15 protein-coding genes and 1 CRISPR repeat array are annotated in these 18,696 nt (G+C 50.2%); of the genes, 10 read left to right on the forward strand and 5 right to left on the reverse strand.

Going from position 1 to position 18,696, the window contains the following annotated elements:
• Positions 1-22: 22 nt before the first annotated feature.
• The 7 genes from cas7d to AC27N8_RS34405 all read left to right on the forward strand — a co-directional run bounded on the left by cas7d (position 23) and on the right by AC27N8_RS34405 (position 10,209).
• The gene (gene cas7d / locus AC27N8_RS34375; RefSeq protein ID WP_487074077.1) at positions 23-1,063 is read left to right on the forward strand and encodes a type I-D CRISPR-associated protein Cas7/Csc2; all 1,041 of its coding nucleotides are present in this window, start codon (positions 23-25) and stop codon (positions 1,061-1,063) included.
• Positions 1,063-1,776: a type I-D CRISPR-associated protein Cas5/Csc1 gene (gene cas5d / locus AC27N8_RS34380; protein ID WP_487074079.1), complete on the forward strand. Its 714-nt coding sequence runs from the start codon at positions 1,063-1,065 to the stop codon at positions 1,774-1,776. Before cas7d ends, cas5d begins: the two co-directional genes overlap by 1 nt.
• Positions 1,761-3,956, forward strand: coding sequence for a type I-D CRISPR-associated helicase Cas3' (gene cas3 / locus AC27N8_RS34385; RefSeq protein ID WP_487074081.1), 2,196 nt, complete (start codon positions 1,761-1,763; stop codon positions 3,954-3,956). The genes cas5d and cas3 overlap by 16 nt, the downstream gene beginning before the upstream one ends.
• Positions 3,957-3,969: 13 nt before the next feature.
• Positions 3,970-4,851, forward strand: coding sequence for a CRISPR system precrRNA processing endoribonuclease RAMP protein Cas6 (cas6, locus tag AC27N8_RS34390; protein ID WP_487074083.1), 882 nt, complete (start codon positions 3,970-3,972; stop codon positions 4,849-4,851).
• Positions 4,852-4,994: 143 nt separating this feature from the next.
• Positions 4,995-5,330: direct repeats of the CRISPR family, unit length 37 nt; unit sequence GTGTAAAAAGAGAGAAGCGCGAAAGAGCGATTGAAAC.
• A gap of 459 nt (positions 5,331-5,789) precedes the next feature.
• Complete coding sequence (locus AC27N8_RS34395) at positions 5,790-7,421, forward strand: amino acid permease (protein ID WP_487074085.1); 1,632 nt, start codon at positions 5,790-5,792, stop codon at positions 7,419-7,421.
• Between the two features lie 246 nt (positions 7,422-7,667).
• Positions 7,668-8,207, forward strand: a complete 540-nt coding sequence (locus AC27N8_RS34400) for a hypothetical protein (RefSeq protein WP_487074087.1) — start codon at positions 7,668-7,670, stop codon at positions 8,205-8,207.
• A gap of 157 nt (positions 8,208-8,364) precedes the next feature.
• Positions 8,365-10,209, forward strand: coding sequence for a S9 family peptidase (locus tag AC27N8_RS34405; RefSeq protein WP_487074089.1), 1,845 nt, complete (start codon positions 8,365-8,367; stop codon positions 10,207-10,209).
• A gap of 273 nt (positions 10,210-10,482) precedes the next feature.
• Here AC27N8_RS34405 and AC27N8_RS34410 read toward each other — a convergent pair whose 3' ends face one another.
• Positions 10,483-11,118, reverse strand: coding sequence for a VOC family protein (locus AC27N8_RS34410; RefSeq protein WP_487074091.1), 636 nt, complete (start codon positions 11,116-11,118; stop codon positions 10,483-10,485).
• Positions 11,119-11,181: 63 nt separating this feature from the next.
• Positions 11,182-11,439, reverse strand: a complete 258-nt coding sequence (locus tag AC27N8_RS34415) for a muconolactone Delta-isomerase family protein (protein ID WP_487074093.1) — start codon at positions 11,437-11,439, stop codon at positions 11,182-11,184.
• A gap of 148 nt (positions 11,440-11,587) precedes the next feature.
• On the opposite strand from AC27N8_RS34415, the gene AC27N8_RS34420 reads away from it, so the two are divergent.
• Both AC27N8_RS34420 and AC27N8_RS34425 read left to right on the forward strand, forming a co-directional pair.
• Positions 11,588-12,154 (forward strand): TetR family transcriptional regulator, encoded by a 567-nt coding sequence (locus tag AC27N8_RS34420; protein WP_487074095.1) that lies wholly within the window; start codon positions 11,588-11,590, stop codon positions 12,152-12,154.
• A 200-nt stretch (positions 12,155-12,354) separates the two neighbouring features.
• Complete coding sequence (locus tag AC27N8_RS34425; protein ID WP_487074097.1) at positions 12,355-13,716, forward strand: M20/M25/M40 family metallo-hydrolase; 1,362 nt, start codon at positions 12,355-12,357, stop codon at positions 13,714-13,716.
• A gap of 42 nt (positions 13,717-13,758) precedes the next feature.
• Here the strand turns inward: AC27N8_RS34425 and AC27N8_RS34430 are convergent, their stop codons facing one another.
• Positions 13,759-14,232: a MarR family winged helix-turn-helix transcriptional regulator gene (locus tag AC27N8_RS34430; protein ID WP_487074099.1), complete on the reverse strand. Its 474-nt coding sequence runs from the start codon at positions 14,230-14,232 to the stop codon at positions 13,759-13,761.
• Between the two features lie 116 nt (positions 14,233-14,348).
• Between AC27N8_RS34430 and AC27N8_RS34435 the strand changes: the two genes are divergently transcribed.
• A complete protein-coding gene (locus tag AC27N8_RS34435; RefSeq protein WP_487074101.1) occupies positions 14,349-15,302 on the forward strand; it encodes a quinone oxidoreductase family protein in 954 nt (317 codons plus the stop codon).
• Positions 15,303-16,097: 795 nt separating this feature from the next.
• Here the strand turns inward: AC27N8_RS34435 and AC27N8_RS34440 are convergent.
• Entirely contained in the window at positions 16,098-16,958 is an 861-nt protein-coding gene (locus AC27N8_RS34440; RefSeq protein WP_487074103.1) for a patatin-like phospholipase family protein, read from the reverse strand.
• 145 nt (positions 16,959-17,103) lie between these two features.
• Positions 17,104-18,579, reverse strand: coding sequence for a DHA2 family efflux MFS transporter permease subunit (locus tag AC27N8_RS34445; protein ID WP_487074105.1), 1,476 nt, complete (start codon positions 18,577-18,579; stop codon positions 17,104-17,106).
• Between the last annotated feature and the right edge of the window lie 117 nt (positions 18,580-18,696).

The following is an 18,696-nucleotide window of genomic DNA, read 5'->3' on the forward strand; positions in this document are numbered from 1 at the left end:
GCTTATTAAAGGAGAAAATGCCATGATTGAGCAGTTAACCAGCATCTTGAATCTCTACAAAAACGCCTTTCACGAACAAATACCTCGGTACCGCCAAAATCGTTATACACAGATTGTTGTTCTCCGTGAAACCAAGTCGCATGCTATCTTTACAACCGAAGGGGAAACGCTTGATGTCGAACGCCTTCAAGCTGGAATGAAGATACGCAAGCCTATTGATCGTGTCATTATGTATAAACGCAAACAAATTGCTCCAGAGCGCCGTACCGGCAAAGCATTGTTACGCGATTTAGACATTTTGACAGAGATCACGATAGATAAGAAAAAATTTGAGCGAAATACATGTCAGATTATGGGCAACAGTTGTGGTTATTGTCCTGATTGCATTCTCTATGGTTTTGCGGCAACCAAGGATGCTGGAAGTCAACGGGCGCGTATTCTGACTGATAGTGGTTTTGTTGTGCGTGATATTCCGCAGGTCATGCGTAATATCAAGTTGAATGCTATCCAGGATACTGTTGCTGGTGGTATTGCTGGAAGTGCCTTTGCCAGCCGCGAAAATGTTCTGCCACAAATTTTTATTCCAACCGTTGAAACATTGCTTGATGTCACAATGCCAGAGTTTCTCTATACTGTAGGCAATATTCTGAAAACGACACGCTACGGAGCGGAAAGTAATCGCGAGGGTTTCATTCGTAATCATATCCTGGGAATTTATTTCAGTGATGTTGAATTATTCAGTAACCTTGAACTTACTCAATATTACTATGACGCTATTGTACAGTCAGAAAACAACGCATTGCCTGACTATCTTGAGATGAGCCATTTTACGGATCTCTGGCCGCAAGTGGAGCTGGCTGCATTGGCATCTGTTATTGGAAGAAAACGTAAGATAGAGGATCTACCGAGCTTGCTTGATGGAGTGCGAGCACTTTACGAGGATGAGACGGCATTGCGATCAATGCTTCAAGCATTGGATAAAGAAGCGCAGCGTTATGTCAAAGCTGTCAAAAGTAAAGATAAAGGCAGCGGGACCGGTGAGGATGATGGGGAGGCAGTGTAATGAAGCTCTATCGTTGTGATCTTACTTTACAAGATTATTTGTTTTTTGCGACAACGGAGCGTGGTAAGGTTGCGGAAACAGGTCCATTTATTCACAACTATGCGTTGACATATGCCTTTGGATGGGCTGTGTCACCCTGGCATAATGAGATTCAAAAGCCGCATTATCGTGGAGAACTTGCCACGGTTGGGAAACGCTATATTACTCCTGCGAAGCTTATTCGTGGGAGTACCGTTGTTAGTCAATATAATACGATGAGCGAAAGTTTTGGTATAGGGAAAAAGGAGCAAAGTATTGGCTATCCTGATTGGGGCTTTACCAAATGTTTTCGTCCAGGATCAGTGTTCCAGTGTTATGTGGTAAGTGCAGAAGATGTACAATTTCCATCTTATATACGGCTGGGTAAATTTATGGCCAAAACGAAGCTACACATTACGACAGCTCAAAAAACGCAACACTGTATCGAACCTATCAGCGGTCGGGAGAGGCATCAAGATGATCCTCTCCTGACCTGGGATGACCTTGTCAAAACCGCTCGTCCGCATATTTTCGATATCATCGTGAATGCCCTTCCAGGGAAGCTTATTGCAAACGCAGTCTTTGATGGGATAGCGGGATCGTATCTACGAGCAACATTTACCGACAATGAAATGTATGTGCAGATACCCTTATTGATGGGATATTATGGAGAGAATGTATGCGCATCGTGGTAAAAGAATTGTGGTATGCCACATATCAGCAACCGTTTATTGGCACGTTCCAACCCTACGCTCATCAGTCAAAAACCCTGGCAGCAGTACGCGAAGCGATTAATGAATGCAAAAGTATCTGCATCGAAAACACGAGTATCACAGGCAGCGGCAAAACCTTAGCAAACTTTGCTGCCGCCATCCTGGATGGGGTACGTACCTGTGGCGTTTATCCAACAAATGAATTATTGATGGATCAATACGTCTCGCTCTATCAAAAATTCTCTGATGACACAATTCTCCTTGTCGATAGCCAGGGGCTGGATGACATTATGGATGTTCAAGATCATATGCGCAGTCATGCGCAGGCACTGGGATGGGCGAGTGGTGATAAGATGCCACATGCAATACTCACAAATCCTGATGTGCTCTATCTGGCTATGTATAGTCTCTATGGGCAGATGTTTAGCACATTCGCAATGCCTTCTGGCGTACGCGTCTTTCAGAACATGCTCAATAACTATCCCGTGATTGCTTTTGATGAGTTCCATTTGTATAGTAGGAAACAGATGGCAAATGCCGCTTTCATCATGGGAACTGTGAAAGCACTGGCGCCAGATAAGCCACATATATTTATTTTTTCGTCTGCCACGCCGCAGGATACATTTAGATATTATGTGGAACGTTTAGGTATAGAGATAATCTCCGTGACAGATATGGCTTCTTCGACAGGAAATAAGGTTGTATGTGAAACTGTGGAAGTTAACATACTGCCTGCGAATCTCCTCTACTGGCAAGGGGTTGAAGCTATGCAGGATCACTTGAGTGATATCCTACGCTGGGCTGATAATCAGACTCCCCCCGCACGTGGAGTTTTTATCGTTGATGGGGTTTATGATGCTAAGTGTCTGGCCGGTATATTACGTCAGATCTATCCTGCTGATACGGTTGGAGAAGTACATGGATATATGGACCCTGATGAACGAGCTATGGCACTCATGTGCCGCTTTAGTGTTGGTACAACGACGATAGATGTTGGGGTTGATCTTGTAGAGGGCAAGGGTAAAGAGTTTCTTGTGTGCGAAGCCCGTAGCGCTGCTCAAGCAATTCAACGTATTGGCCGCTTGGGACGACGGGGACGTGAAGAGTCCACTATCGCGATTCCTAATCGCATTTGGCTGTTTGTTCCTGATTATGTTTATCACTGTATGGAACAAATTGATGATGGTCAAGTAATGGAGCGAAGTGAGCTGAACACAGCTATTAATAATGCCTATCTGGGCTATCAGGACTTTGCTACATATGCTCAGAAATACTCGCCACTGGAAGCAGTAGCCGCATGTGAGCGTGTAAAAAATCAGCAATACTTTAACGATAACAAAATCCAAGCAGAGAAGATCTTACAGAGCCTCGTGATCACGCTTTATGATAAAGAGCCAGTAAGTACTCAAGAGCAGATTATGTTGAAGTACGATAAATATAAAAAGATGCAGTTGGCGATCTGGAAAAAATTTGGAACAGAGGTCAGGAATCCGAATAGTACAAGAAAAAGATATTATCTCTCTGATCTGGAAAGTTTTCGTGGCGGAATAGAGAGTGATTTCACTGTTGCGATTTATGATGTGCTCGACAAACGATTAGGTCTGAAGCCGCTGAAGACGTACAATCTCCCATTTGTATTACGGCGTACGCAATATCAAGAATTGAGCAAACAGAGCTTTGAGCATCTTATAAAACGTGACTATCCAGATCAGGCTGAGGAATGGCTGGCAAAATTGGGACGTCAACATAAACTGCTTGGTTATATTTATGTGCGAGATCTGATTGAAGGTAAAGCGAATGACATGTATTTTGAAATAAGCGCATCTGTTGTGAGTAACCAATATCATCGTGTAATACGTCTGGAAGGTTTTACCATTGACGGAAGTCAGAGCAACTATCTTTCGGGCAAGGAAAACATTAATGCTCGATTGAAGGCCCGCACATTTAATTGTTGGATTAGTGAGCACAAAAGTTTTCATTTAAGTAAAATGCTTCATCTGCCACCTCTTTTTGCGATCTATCCTCTGCATATGATTTATACCAATGGAAGCTATCGTGATGGAAGTATCGCATTTGGCTTGGAGGCGTTTCTCTTGGAAAGTATCGCCAGACGAATTGGCCGGACACGCTCTCGATCAGACAATACTGCTATTTTCCTTTAAATAGGGAGGTCATATGGGCTTAAATTATCTCTATTCGATCGTGTTGGAGTTGAGTCCAACTACGAACTCTACTCTACCTGCAACTATGGGACACCAGGCACATGCTCTCTTTCTCAATTTGATCAGTCAAACAGATCCTGTCCTTGCTGCGCGTTTGCACAATGAACCCAATTACAGACCATTTACACTTTCGTTTTTAAAGGGGGCAAAAGAACGAGATCAGCGTCTCCTATTAGATGCTGGTAAGATATATCGTTTGCGTATTACTTTGCTGGATGGAGGAGCACTTTGGCAACGTCTCAGCCGCTATGTTCTCGAAACACATCCAAACAGACTTTTTCTTGATGATACGATGTTTATATTAGATCGCGTTATTTTAACTTCCTCCTTAGATACTACTGGTTGGGCTGATTATACCGACTGGCAGACATTAGCTAACACATCCGCACAACGTGCTATCACAGTACGTTTTGATAGTCCGACCGCGTTTAGCTTGGGCGATAGGCATTTTTCATTTTTCCCTGAGCCAATCCTACTCTGGGATAGCCTGATGCGCACCTGGAACCTCCATGCACCTGAATGCCTGTATATGGATAAGCAAGCTGTACGAAATTTTGTGAAAGATAATGTTGTGATAAGTGATTATGACCTCCATACCACAACATTGTATTTCCCAAAATATAGGCAGAAAGGTTTTGTCGGCACATGTACTTATCAGGTAAAAACAACTGATTGTTATGCTGCTCAAATCACTGCCTTAGCCAATTTCTCACGCTACGCTGGTGTTGGCTACAAAACAACGATGGGTATGGGTCAGGCACAGATGTATGCAAATGAAAGAAGCATGGCGGATATATCGTTTGCGAGAGGCTCGGCTGTGTCAGTGTCACGCTGAGCCTCTCGCAAAATGTTTTGAGCTTAAATAGCATCTAAAAAGAGTAGATTCAGTGCAAAAACGGTGTTACAATGATAATTATGTAGAGCCTCTCGCATAGAGGCCTCTCAACTAGCCTCTCGTGAGGCTTCGCGAGAGGTGGGGTGTAAAAAGAGAGAAGCGCGAAAGAGCGATTGAAACTACCGCATCTGATCGCTCGCGAAGCTCCTCGCGAAGTGTAAAAAGAGAGAAGCGCGAAAGAGCGATTGAAACATCTCCTTATAAACTTTCTTCCTGACTTCATCTCCACCAGGTGTAAAAAGAGAGAAGCGCGAAAGAGCGATTGAAACTTTGTTGATCTGTCCGAATATCAACGCGCCGATGACTGTGTAAAAAGAGAGAAGCGCGAAAGAGCGATTGAAACTTTGGAAATCCGGTAGCGTATTTTGATCATGTGGAGTGGGTGTAAAAAGAGAGAAGCGCGAAAGAGCGATCGAAATAGCAGCAGGAGGAGATGAGAGTTTGATTGAGTAATTGAATTTAGTGTTGCTGTCTTAACTCTGGAATGCAATACGCAGTGGAGGTATTACGAGGCCGATGATCGTCTGGTGCAGCAAGACATGGTTGAGGACGCTCCTCAAGGCATAAATTCATCTCTCTGAGCTAAAAATATGATTGATAAGCTACTTTAACATCTCGATTGAAGGCATCGCTATACTGTATGCATCATAGCTTCAAATGCCAGGCGAGCTTTTGCTTCTCCCCGACACTCTCTCAGTGCGGAGTAGAAAAAGGAACATATTTCTCTTCTTTCAGGATAAGCTATGGGGTTCCATTTTATGGCCTGCTTCTCTGGTTTTTTCTCCCTTCTCTCTTTATACTGTTCATGAGACCATTTTATAATTGATCTTATCCGTTGTTGTGTTGATCTTATCCACCGATCCTCAAGGAGGCGTTGAATGGCTCAATCCGACCGATCTCAAGAGCAGCTGGCTTCTGACCAATCTCAGCATCAGCAAGATGAGGCGTTGCTGCAAAAGCTGGGATATAAGCAGGAGCTAGAGCGTACGCTGGGTTTTCTCTCCAACTTTGCGGTGGCTTTTTCTTACATCTCTGTTTCGACCGGCACCTTTGCACTCTTTTATCTGGGTCTGGCGGCCGCAGGCCCCGCCTTTTTCTGGACCTGGCCGATTGTCGCGCTGGGTCAATTTATTATTGCGCTCAACTTTGCCGAATTGTCCTCACATTTTCCGATTGCAGGCTCCATTTACCAGTGGAGTAAGCGCCTCTCCAGCCATACGTTGGGCTGGTTTACCGGCTGGATCTACTTCTTTGCGGGTGTGCTCACCGTTACCTCCGTCGCCTTTACCATTGCGGTTCCGCTGGACGCGATCTTTCCGCAGATTCCTGCCACGATTCTGGGCCTGCCAAACGCCGTCTTTATCGCACTTGTCTCGATCATAGTCGGTACCCTGATCAATGTGGTCGGCGTCAAGCTCGTCTCGATTATCAATAACATCGGAGTGGTGGCCGAGATTATTGGCATGTTTGGCTTTGCGCTGGTCCTCTTGATTTTCCACAATCATCAGCCAGTCAGCTTTCTCTTGACTGGACCACATACCGTCGTGCAAAGTGCGTCTCAGCCCTGGACTCCTGGCTTTGGTACGAGCTTCGGTGGCGCGTTCCTGGCTGCTATGTTTATGTCGCTCTTTGTCATTTATGGATTCGATACCGCTGGCACGTTGGGCGAAGAGACCAAAAATCCGCAGAAAAACGCGCCTCGTGGCGTGCTCTGGTCGATTGGCCTCTCGTTCTTCGCCGGATTGCTTTTCCTGGCAGGTGTACTACTCTCCATTCAGAACTATCCTCAGATTGAGAGCCTCGCGCAAGGAGCCGATTTCCTGACCACGTTGCCCACGATCATTCAAGATGCCCTGGGATCTTTCTGGGGGAATGTTTATCTTTTTGTGGTGCTGATTGCTATCTGTGTCTGTACACTGGCGATCCAATCGGCGACGATCCGCTTGATGTTTTCGATGGCACGCGATGGTCGCTTGCCTTTCGGGAGCGTCTGGGGAAATGTGCATCCGCGACTGCGTACACCTCTCTGGGCTGGCATCGGCGTGGCCGTCTTAGCCATGATCCCCTTTCTGATCAGCACCGCTATTGGTATCATTGTCACAGCCGCCACCGGCTTGATCTACCTGGCCTATTTTCTCAATAACGTTGCCTCGCTGGGAGCACGCTTGAAAGGTTGGCCGCATACGAAAGCGCCCTTCAGTTTGGGACGTTGGGGATTGCCTATTAACATTCTGGCGCTGCTCTATGGTGGCTTGATGATAATTAACTTTCTCTGGTTTGGAGGACTGCGCAACGTCTATACCAATCCAATCCTGAATGTTGTCTATCCCGCCTGGGCCAGCAATCCGGTCCTGAACGTCATTGGACAGATTCCAATCTTCGAGTTTGCGCTGATTGTACTCTTTGGTGTTGGAGCCATTTACTGGTTTGGCTTTAAGCGCCGCTCAGTGATCTCTACGGAAGCCGACTTAGCGGACGATGCGGTGAATGTACGGACGCTGACTGATTAGTTTTCGATATGAGTGCAAGTCATATGATTTGCACTCATATATGCTGTTTGAATCAGGCTAACTGCAAATGCCACCAATGGCATGCTGATAAATTGATACCTGATGTTACATATGATGATACCTCTTGTTGCAGCTTTTTCTCCTCTTTTTATCTATACTTTGACAAAGATATCTTACCTTTTGTCCAGCATTACTGGACACGTTCGAGGAATGGATAATAAGTACGGTAAAAAGGAGAGAACAATCATGCGTACACTCTTCCAGGGCATTGAATTACGTCACTTTAGTGCTTTTTTTATCCTCAGCTGCCTTCTTGTTCTGTCAGCAGTGATGTCTGGCTCTGCGTATGCAAAAAGCGCATCAGCATCATCTTCTACGAGCAAATGTAGCGCGACCTCGGTTGGGCTGCATGGAAGTCAGGCGGCGACAATTACTTCGATCCCGATTACCTGTATTAAGCAAACGTCTGCTACATCTTCTGGCGATTCTCTGCCGTTGATCGGGATTGGTTCGTGTGGCATGCAGCAACTCGATCTGGTGGACAATGCAGGCAATTATTACTGCTTCTATGGGACTGGTTATATAGGATTTCGTGTTAATAATGTTGTTCAATATAACAACTATGATTATCCGTCATGGGTGAGGATCTATCCCAATGGATCGACAAATGGTTGTTTTTTCAATATGACGGCTTTCTCTGGTGGATCGCACACCTCCCTTTTTAATGGAGCCCACTCAATTACTCAGGTTGATGTTAACGGCAGGCAAAGTTCGAACCTGTGTTAGCTGTTCAATTTACGTGAGCCTATTTTGTCCATGTCATAGAGATATGGACAAAATAGTTTTGAGTTCTTGTGGGGTCAATGATGATTGTCTCTTTTCGACTGAATATGATATGCTGCCTAAGGGGATAGGCGTTTTTTGTTAAGCTGAGGAGCATGTTATGAATGTTGAGAATCATCAAAGTATCCAATACCGGAACGCGTATCGAGCGCATGGGGCATCGTGGTCAGCGGATGGAAAGACGCTGGCCTTTGTCACAGACAATAGCGGGCTTGATCAGGCCTGGCTGTTCTCGCCTGGTGAGAATGATCCTCTTCAACTGACGCATTTTCAGGATCGTGTCGGTCTGGTCTCCTGGTCGCCAGTGGGCGAGGATCTGCTGGTGACGCACGATAATGGAGGCGATGAGCACGATCAGCTGTACATTGTGTCGGTGGCGACGGGGGACATGCGATCGCTTACGGCTGATCCAAAGGTCATCCATCGTTTTGGCTGTTGGTCTCCAGACGGAAAAACGATCTGTTATAGCTCGAACCAGATTAATCCTGCGTTTTTTGATGTCTGGATGATGGATCTGGCGTCAGGTGAGACGCGCTGCGTGCTGCAACAAAAGACGTCGTTGCATCCGCTGGTCTGGTCGCTCGATGGCGCTTCTTTGATTGTGAGCGTGGAGAATGGTCCTCTCGACAATGATCTCTTACTTGTGCCCGTTGATGGTAGTGATGCCCGTTTGCTGACCACGCATGATGGTGAAGCGGCTTATGATTCAGCTACCTTTGCTCCTGATGGTCGCGCTCTGTATGTCCTGTCAAACTACGGACGCGAATTCCTGGCTCCGGCAGTGCTTGATCTTTCAGTGCTCCCTGATTCTGAGTCGAAACATGTTCCAATCACTTATCTGGTCGAGACCAGTTGGGATGCTGATCTAGATGCTGGACTGGCCCTCTCTCCGAACAAGAATACGCTGGCCTACGCTTTGAATGAGGATGGGAAATCGCGGCTTTTCTTCTATCATCTTGAGAGTGAACAAGCAACCTCAGATGTCGCACTGCCCGGCGGAGTGATTGGTGGGATAACCTGGTCCTCGACCAGTGAGCAGATCGCCTTCGATTTTAATGGTTCGCAGCATTGCGGCAATATCTGGCTGGCCACTACTGATAAGGCATGGCCTGTCACGAAGATTACTCCCGACGCTTTTACGGATGCTGATCCAGTCGAACCCGAGCTGATCCACTACATAACCTTCGATGGCCTTCAGATCCCCGCCTTCTACTATCGTCCCACCAGCAACGCACGCAGGACTGCTGCTGGTCTGGCGACCATCGTCTTTGTCCACGGAGGTCCTGAAGGACAATTTCGACCGGTGTATTCGGCCCCCTGGATGCCTCCAATTCAATATTATCTCCAACGTGGCTTTGCAGTACTGGCACCCAATGTGCGTGGCAGCACCGGCTACGGAAAAGTCTACAGCCATCTCGACGATGTCCGGCTTCGCATGGATAGCGTCGCCGATCTGAAGGCAGCCACTCAATGGCTCACGCAATTTGGTGGCGCTGATCCATCTCGCATAGGCATCCTGGGACGCAGCTATGGAGGCTTTATGGTGCTGGCAGCCGTGACCACCTATCCAGAATTGTGGGCCGCCGCCGTCGATATCGTAGGCATCGCGAACTTCGTCACTTTCCTGGAGAATACTGGTCCATGGCGACGTACGTTGCGCGAAGCCGAATATGGCTCGCTCGCACACGATCGAGATTTCCTGGCGCAGATCTCACCGATCCATGCCGTCGATCGTATCACTGCGCCACTGCTCGTCGTGCATGGTGCCAACGATCCACGTGTGCCCGCCAGCGAAGCCGAGCAGATCGTCGCAGCCTTGAAAAAGCGCCAGGTACCGGTGAAGTATCTGCGCTTCGAAGGGGAAGGCCATTACATGCAGCATCAAGCCACGCAGCTCGAAGTATATCCGGCGATCGGCGACTGGTTTGATACCTATTTGAAGTGACATAGCGTCGGACGCTTGCGTTCAATACGGTAAAGTTAAGGAGTCATCTCCCCCAAAGAGATCAATCTCCTCTTTTTGGAGCCAGGTGAAGAGAAAATGCCGCTATTTGTGGGGAGACATCGAGTGTGTAATCCCGGCGGCTGCCGCTCATCTACATAAACCGGAATGGCTCAGTCTCAGGGACAGAGGTATTCGGACACCGAGAAACATGGTGCCCGAATACCTCTGCCTGTCATTCTCTGCCACTTTCGCGTCTGATTGGACTGGCGAAAGTCACTGCGCGTAAGTGTCCCCTGACGGGAGCGAGGCGGCTCCTTCAGTAAACGCGCCCGCGTAAGAGCGTTCGTGTAGCTCTAGGAGTGTCGCTCCCGCTTGCCAGACTGCCAGGTATGTTTCCGGGTTGATCATGACCACGGGGGGATAGGGGCTTCCATTGAACGCGCGCATCACTTCTTGACCCTTACGCAAGTCAGATCCATAAAGGTCAACTAGCAATTCTAACATATTGTTGTCAGGATCATGATAATAGAAAGACGTATGCGAGCCATGATTTGTTACCATGAACGGGAGAATATTCTTGCGCTTCAAACGCTGGTACGCCCGCATGAGATCGTCAAGGCTGTAGAGAAAGGCGACATGATGTATGCCTGCGCTGGTGGCCACCTGCTCAGTGAGTGTGGGATCGTCAAAGAGTGCCAGGCGATGGTGAGCCAGATCGAAGGTGTAAAAACCTCCAAAGCCATCGACTTCAAGGACCGGGTGGACGTCGAGGAAGGTGTGATAGAAAGCTCGCATCTCCTCGAACCTGGCAGTTTTCAATCCAATATGATGCAGTTGTATGGGAGGAATACCAGCCTCGTCGAGGCGGTTTTCCTCGTTCTGTGAAGTTCCTGTTGTTTGTTGTAACATAGCATATTTCCTGTACTTGTTTAGGCTTCCCTTGAATCAATCGATCTCAATCTGCTTTATCGGCTACATCTTGACGAGTGATGCGATTGCTATCTCTCTCACGTAAGGATAAAGCGGGAAGGACTCCAGAGTCTTTTGTACCTCATCCTGTGACGCTCCCCGTATCACAAGCCAGACATGTGAAAGGTCAGCACTGTGATAGAGTGCCTGTATCGTTCCTTGCTCTTGTAAGACGTGAATATGCGCCTGCTCCTGGGGCAAACGGGCGAGAATCTCTTCTTGATCGTGTGGGTAAAAGCTGCCGCTCACCATAAATTCCATGTGTGCGATTCCTCTTTCTTTCTTTTTTTGTTTTGCTACGCCACTGTTTCGTCCTGGGAAGACACAACGGTGATGTCAGTTGCTGACATCAAAATAATACCATATAATAGAAGTGATGTCAATAACTGCCATGAAGGAGGGTGAATATATGGGCCGATGGGAACCCGATGCCAGGGGCCGACTGGAGCAGGCAGCTCTGGACCTGTACCAGGAACGTGGGTTTGAGCAGACGACGGTGACGGAGATCGCTGAACGGGCTGGTCTCACTGAGCGCACGTTTTTCCGCCACTTCGTTGATAAGCGCGAGGTGCTGTTTGGAGAGCAGGACTTGTTGCGCACTATTTGTGTGCGTACCATCGAAGCTGCGCCTGCTTCCACTATGCCGCTCGATGCAGTTGCCACAGCCCTGGAGGCCCTCGTGCCTGTGCTCCAGGAGCGCCATGAACTCGTCCGGCAGCGTCAGGCGGTGATCGCCGCAAACCCGGGGCTCCAAGAACGCGAACTGCTGAAAGAGGCATGGCTCACCTCGGCCATGGCCGAAGCGTTGCAAAGACGTGGCGTGACGAACCCTGCCGCGCGCCTTGCCGCAGAAGTCGGAGTCATCGCGTTCAAAACAGCGTTTGACCGCTGGGCCAACGAACCCGACGCGCAAGATCTGTTACAACTGATCCAAGTGTCCCGCGACCAGCTCAAGGACATCGTCGCTGGCGCATGACCACGCCTTTTGTCACTCCCAGGATTTTGCGGAACCGGTCCACTCTTGGTGAAAGTTTAAGGAGAGCGGCTCTTTTGCTTTTCTTTCCCATGTGGAGACAAAAGGAGAGCAATCGTCAGAGAAACTCATCTTACGCCTGCGCTACTTTGCTGCTGTGACAGCTTACGTGTCCGCTATCCCTATATATGAGGAGGAACGTTATGAATACAGGCTCTCTCTCAGACTTGTCTGATATCTTTCATTGGATTGATCAGCATGCCGATCGCTCTCTGGAGCGTCTCATCGACTATGTGCGGCGACCGAGTATTAGCGCGTACGGCGAAGGCATCGCTGAGGTCGCGGAATACATTGCTGATATTATGAGGCAGATCGGGTTGGAGACGCAGATCATCCCGACGTCGGGCTGTCCGATGGTTTTTGGCACCTATGCGGTCGATCCGAGCAAGCCGACGGTGCTGCTCTATGGACATTATGACGTTCAGCCCCCAGATCCGCTGGATCAGTGGATCACTCCGCCTTTCGAGCCAACGATCCGCGCTGGACGGCTCTATGCGCGTGGGGTCGGCGATAATAAAGGTCAGCATTTTGCGCAGTTGCTGGCTTTGGAGGCGTTGCTGGCTTGTCGCGGGACGCTTCCTTGCAATGTGAAGTTTCTGCTGGAGGGCGAGGAGGAGATTGGGAGTCCGCGTATGCCCGAGTTTGTGCGTGATCATCGGGAGCTGCTGGAGGCCGATCTGGTGCTTATCAGTGACGGACCTGTGCACGAGAGCGGACAATCTATCATCAGCTTTGGGGTGCGTGGCGTGCTCGACATCGAGCTGCGTGCGCGAGGAGCTAATCGAGATCTGCATTCAGGGAACTGGGGCGGCATTGTTCCCAATCCGCTCTGGACGCTGGTGCATCTGCTGGCGACGATGAAGAATGAGCGCGGAGAGATCACTATCGATGGCTTTTACGATCATGTGCAGCCGTTGACCGATCTGGAGCATCAGGCGTTGTTGAAGCTTCCGGTCGATATCGAGCAGGTCAAACGTAACCTGGAGATTTCTCGTCTGGATGAGCCTCAGGAACGTGGCTATTCTGAGCGACGATCCGCGTGGCCTACCTTTACGATCAATGGCATTCATGGAGGCTATGGCGGACCCGGCTCCAAAACGGTCCTGCCGCATGAAGCCATTGCCAAATGCGACATCAGGCTCGTAGAAGCCCAGACCTCTGAAGACATCCTCGCCAGGATCCAGGATCACGTGCGACGGCATGCTCCCGAGGTCGAGGTGATCAGCTACGGGGCGATGGACCCATCGAAAACATCGCTTGCATCTCCATTTGCGGAACTGCTACGTCAGGCGGTCAGCGTTGCTCAGGGGGCAGAGCCGCTGTTCGTGCCATCCGTGGGAGGAAGTCTGCCCAACTATGTCTTCACCAAAACGTTAGGCATACCAGCGTTTTGCGTCCCCTATGCCAATGCCGATCAAGCCAATCACGCTCCCAATGAGAATATGGAGCTTGCACGCTTCTTTCTCGGGATTAAAACGGGAGCTGCTATGCTTTCCGCGCTTTGATCTGGATTGCTTTCAAGCTGTGATACTCTCTGCTGACGTGGCCTATTGAGGTGCCACGTCATCTTTATGACTTGCGGCAAGCGCCAGCGCGTCGTTCGCAAAGCGACTCAGGAGAGCAACAAACGTGTTCCAGTCTTGCTCATCCCATTGCTGGAGAATAGGTTGTATTAATCTTTCCCGCGCTGCATCCAGAGCGCTCACGATGACGAGCCCTTCCGGAGTAGCAATCACCTTGCGTTCGCGTCCATCTCTGGTTCCGGCGCGACGCGTTACCAGCCCCAGGCGGCCTAACGTGGCTACCTGGCGGCTCACCGTCGTATGATCACGCCCAACCAGACTGGCCAGCTCCATGATGCCAATGGCGTCGCGGCGACCAATCACTACAAGCAAAGGAAACAATGCGCGATCAAGAGAGACGCCCGCTTCTTGAAGCAGGGTGTTATCACGTTGCGGCTGATTCATCAGCCCGATCAGATTAAAGAGGGCATCGTAGAATTGACGAATGTTCTGGTCCATATCAGTGCAGTATACACCGACGTCCTTGACATGTCTATCCTCTTTCTGTTATGCTAAATACGTGTATTTTACACGCATTTTGAATGAGTATCGATTGATTGAACAGGAGTATAGAGATGAAAGCAGCCCTTATCGTGGAAGCTGGTCAACCGCCTGTATATAGAGACTTTTCTGAGCCGGTCCCCTCTGAGGGAGAAAACCTGATTACTGTGACTGCTGCCTCGCTCAGCCATGTGACGCGTAGCCGGGCGTCGGGTACGCACTATAGTTCCTCTGGTAAGATCCCCTTTGTGGTTGGCATTGATGGGGTTGGACGGCTTGATGATGGTCGTCGTGTCTACTTTGTCATGCCATCTGCTCCCTATGGAAGCATGGCGGAGCGATCGACCGTGCGAGCGTCACAATGCATCTTCCTGCCCGACGAACTGGATGATGTGACTGCCGCAGCGATTGCTGTTCCGGGGATGTCTTCCTGGGCCGCGTTACAGGAAAGTGCCCGCTTTCAAGCCGGAGAAACGGTTTTGGTGAATGGAGCGACTGGTATATCCGGTCGTCTGGCTGTCCAGATAGCCAAACACCTTGGAGCCAAGAAAGTCATTGCGACAGGTCGTAATCCCGAAGCTTTGCAGTCTCTGGCCGCGCTGGGTGCTGATGTGATCGTTCCTCTCGCCGAGGATGAAGATGCGATGGAAGAGTCATTTCTGAAGCCTTTTCACGATGGTGTCGATGTCGTTCTCGATTATCTGTGGGGACCAAGTACGGAACGGTTACTGATTGCGGCGGCGAAAGCGGGACCCGATGGTGTGCCGATCCGCTTTATCGAAATCGGTGCCGTCAGTGCGTATAGCATCTCCCTTCCTAACCCGGTCCTGCGTTCCTCGGCGATCCAACTGATGGGCAGTGGCATTGGCAGCGTGCCATTCAAGCGTCTGATCAAGGCGATCGATGGCGTGCTGCAAGCAAGCGTTCCTGCAGGTTTTAAGGTTGCGACCAATTCCGTTCCCCTGTCGGATGTTACAGCCGCCTGGTCAACAGAGACGGGCCATGCTCGCACGGTTTTTGTGATATAAGCGACCCATCCACCAGCGTGCGGCGTTGGCTTGGCTGTCTTTTACCCACATCTTTCCAGGGCAGCGGCAGAACAGAAATGCAAGCGATGGGATAACGATTTTGCATCTTTTGTATAAATATATCGAAAATGTAGCACAGGGGTTTTACGCCCCTGTGAGGTGCCCATGCCACTCATGTGCCATGTTCAGCTCCCAGCGCCTCCCTGGCAATAGGATCAATGGAGGGACTTTGACGCTATGGCACCTCGCAGGGTGTAAAACCGAGGTGCCCATGCCACTCATGTGCCATGTTCAGCTCCCAGCGCCTCCCAGGCAATATGATCAAAGGATGGTCTTTGACGCAATGGCACCTCGCAGGGGTGTAAAACCGAGGTGCCCATGCCACTCATGTGCCATGTTCGGCTCCCAGCGCCTCCCAGGCAATATGATCAATGGAGGATCTTTGACGCAATGGCACCTCGCAGGGGTGTAAAACCGAGGTGCCCATGCCACTCATGTGCCATGTTCGGCTCCCAGTGCCTCCCAGGCAATATGATCAATGGAGGATCTTTGACGCTATGGCACCTCGCAGGGTGTAAAACCGAGGTGCCCATGCCACTCATGTACCATGTTCAGCTCCCAGCGCCTCCCAGGCAATATGATCAATGGAGGGACTTTGACGCTATGGCACCTCACAGGGGCGTAAAACCACTGTGCTACATTTGCGGTTTTTAAATCAATAACGGTTTAAAAGACACATTTTATTAATGGGTGGAGTTTTACGCCCCCTGTGAGGTCACTGGTCGCCACGTCGGGTCATCGCCACATGGCCTGTATGGCGGTGGCGATGCTCTTGGCCTGCGCTCGACCGGCGGCGGCGGCGGCGCTTTGGCGTGCAGGGTCGTAGATATTTGGTCCGATGGCGGCGACGCTTTGCTCGTCGGGAGCGACGAAAGAGACGTTCGCTTTGGCGCTCAGTACCTTTGCATCCTCTTCAGGCCCGGGGATCTGACCGTAGCGGGTCGGCAGAGGGGCCAGGATGATGATCCGCTCGTAGCCATCAGCGAGGAGCGAGTTGGTTGATGATACCATTCCTCCATCAATCCATGCTTTGCCATTGAGTGGCACCAGCGGCCAGACACCTGGGACGGCTCCACTTGCCGCTACGGCGTCGATGAGCGAAACGCCTGATGTGTGGTCGAAGACGTGCAAGCGTCCGCTCTCAGCATCCAGGGCGGTCACTTGCAACGTCAGCGGCCAATCTGTGGTGACGAGTCGCGCCTTGACCACAGTCCGGCGTTGTGTCAGTGGTACGGGCTCGGGATTTTTCATGGCAATGTCTCCGAATAACGCGCCGACTTTCTGCGGATCGCTTCCTCCGCTGGCGAACGCGTGAGACCATGCTGCGATGGTCTGTTCGGATGCAGCCGTCGGGATCTCGGTATCGCTTCCTTTTGATTGGGCGGCAAAGAACTGATGCATATCGTAACCGCTGGACAAGGCTACTCCAACGAAGGCTCCAGCTGATGTGCCGATGACTATATCGGCCTGATGAAGGTCTACTCCAGCTTCGAGCAGACCTGTCAACATGCCAACTTCCCAGGCAATACCGGTCACCCCACCGCCGCCCAGGACAATCGCTCGAGTCGATGCTTTCCGTTTTTTTTGCGTAGTCATATTACACTCAAATTTCTTATAGACAAACAACCTGCACGTATGAGCAGTTGCCTGTTACGAACAGAGCAAACTGGATCGGTTTGCTCTGAAGAGTGTAAACGATAAAGTATACTTGAAGGTCAAGCCCTTTTGTACAATTCAGGGGCTACGCTTGATCAGCGGAGAGCGATACTCCAGGTTCTGCAACCTCCCTTGGAACGCGTTCATGCTTCTTCTGGACAACCATGGTGCCGGCGGCGTCCTTATCGTGGATGGCCAGTGAGAAGGCGGCTGCGATCAGGCAGAGTACAGCTGCTGTAATGAATGCTGCATGATAGGCTGTGACGTTGGGGGCGATCGCTCCCTGGGCGTTGCGCGTGACAGTTCCAAAGATGCTGAGTACTGTACTCAGGATGGCGACTCCCAGCGCGGAGCCGATCTGTCGCTCGGCGTTGTAGAGGGTTGAAGCCTGTCCTGTCTCGGCTCGCGAGATCGTGGCGAAGGCGGCGGTCTGCATCGGCAGGAATGAGTAGGCCATACCAAAGCCGATCAGGAACATCAGCCCGCGCATCAGCCAGAGGTTGGTGCCGAGTTCGATCAGGCTGAGAAGCGCGATCAGGATGGCTACGCCAGTGAGCCCGAACGCCGAGAGCCTGCGCGGTCCGGTTCTGGGATATAGCCGAGCGACGATCTGCGACGATATGACGACACCGATCGCTTCGGGGAACGTGGTCAGGCCCGATGTGAGTGCATCGACGCCGCGTGCTTCCTGTAAGAAGAGGGGCACGATGAAGAGGACTCCCAGGAAGCCTGCACCGGAGAAGAAGGTGACAAGATTGGCGGTACGAAATAATCCATTATTAAACAGGCGTAGATTGACCATCGGCTCGGAGATGCGCATTTCCACGAAGACGAAGATGGTCATCAAAATGAGTCCCACAATCAGACTGCTCAGGATAGCTGGCGAGGCCCATCCATAGGCGGGACCTTCGCTTAAAGCATACATGATCCCGGCCAGACCGATGCCCGCCAGTAGGAAGCCTACCAGATCGAAGCGACCGGTACCTGCCTGGTGGTACTCATCAAGATAGATCAGGCCGAATATAAAGGCAGCAATACCGATTGGGACATTGACATAAAAGACCCAGCGCCATGACAGTTGATCCACCAGGAAGCCGCCGAGGACTGGTCCAACGGCTGGCGCGATGACTGTCGGTATGATTAATATCCGTGACACCTGGACACGCTGCTCAGGTGGAAAGGTGCGAAAGAGCAGTGCGGTCCCCGATGGAGTTAATGCTCCACCAGCGATCCCTTGCAAGGCGCGAAAGAGTACCAGCATCTGGAAATTTTGCGCGATCCCGCAGAGTGCTGATGCAATGATGAAGAGAGCAAGTGAACCCAGAAAGATCAGCTTGGTCCCAAAACGATCTCCCAGCCAGCCGGAGGCGGGAATCACCACAGCCAGCGCAACAAGATACGAAACGACGACGGCGTCAATCGAAGTACTGGAGGCTCCCAGTTGACGTCCGAGCGAGGGCAGAGCGACGTTGACAATCGTAGTATCCATAATTGACATAAACATGGCGGCGACAAAAACGATACTAACGCTGATCTTGGGATCAATATGGTGACGATGCATGCGATGTACTCCAAGGATAAGGTATACGTTCATCAGATGGCTACGATGCCTCTATAAAGCATGAAAAATGTAGGTCTCTGGACTGGATATATCATTCTATCATATCATATATTGAAA

This window comes from Dictyobacter sp. Z7_2 (assembly GCF_057551105.1).

Coding starts and splice junctions, on each gene's coding strand:
- cas7d (WP_487074077.1), top strand. CDS start 23: ATGATTGAGCAGTTAACCAGCATCTTGAATCTCTACAAAAACGCCTTT.
- cas5d (WP_487074079.1), top strand. CDS start 1,063: ATGAAGCTCTATCGTTGTGATCTTACTTTACAAGATTATTTGTTTTTT.
- cas3 (WP_487074081.1), top strand. CDS start 1,761: ATGCGCATCGTGGTAAAAGAATTGTGGTATGCCACATATCAGCAACCG.
- cas6 (WP_487074083.1), top strand. CDS start 3,970: ATGGGCTTAAATTATCTCTATTCGATCGTGTTGGAGTTGAGTCCAACT.
- AC27N8_RS34395 (WP_487074085.1), top strand. CDS start 5,790: ATGGCTCAATCCGACCGATCTCAAGAGCAGCTGGCTTCTGACCAATCT.
- AC27N8_RS34400 (WP_487074087.1), top strand. CDS start 7,668: ATGCGTACACTCTTCCAGGGCATTGAATTACGTCACTTTAGTGCTTTT.
- AC27N8_RS34405 (WP_487074089.1), top strand. CDS start 8,365: ATGAATGTTGAGAATCATCAAAGTATCCAATACCGGAACGCGTATCGA.
- AC27N8_RS34410 (WP_487074091.1), bottom strand. CDS start 11,118: ATGTTACAACAAACAACAGGAACTTCACAGAACGAGGAAAACCGCCTC.
- AC27N8_RS34415 (WP_487074093.1), bottom strand. CDS start 11,439: ATGGAATTTATGGTGAGCGGCAGCTTTTACCCACACGATCAAGAAGAG.
- AC27N8_RS34420 (WP_487074095.1), top strand. CDS start 11,588: ATGGGCCGATGGGAACCCGATGCCAGGGGCCGACTGGAGCAGGCAGCT.
- AC27N8_RS34425 (WP_487074097.1), top strand. CDS start 12,355: ATGAATACAGGCTCTCTCTCAGACTTGTCTGATATCTTTCATTGGATT.
- AC27N8_RS34430 (WP_487074099.1), bottom strand. CDS start 14,232: ATGGACCAGAACATTCGTCAATTCTACGATGCCCTCTTTAATCTGATC.
- AC27N8_RS34435 (WP_487074101.1), top strand. CDS start 14,349: ATGAAAGCAGCCCTTATCGTGGAAGCTGGTCAACCGCCTGTATATAGA.
- AC27N8_RS34440 (WP_487074103.1), bottom strand. CDS start 16,958: ATGACTACGCAAAAAAAACGGAAAGCATCGACTCGAGCGATTGTCCTG.
- AC27N8_RS34445 (WP_487074105.1), bottom strand. CDS start 18,579: ATGCATCGTCACCATATTGATCCCAAGATCAGCGTTAGTATCGTTTTT.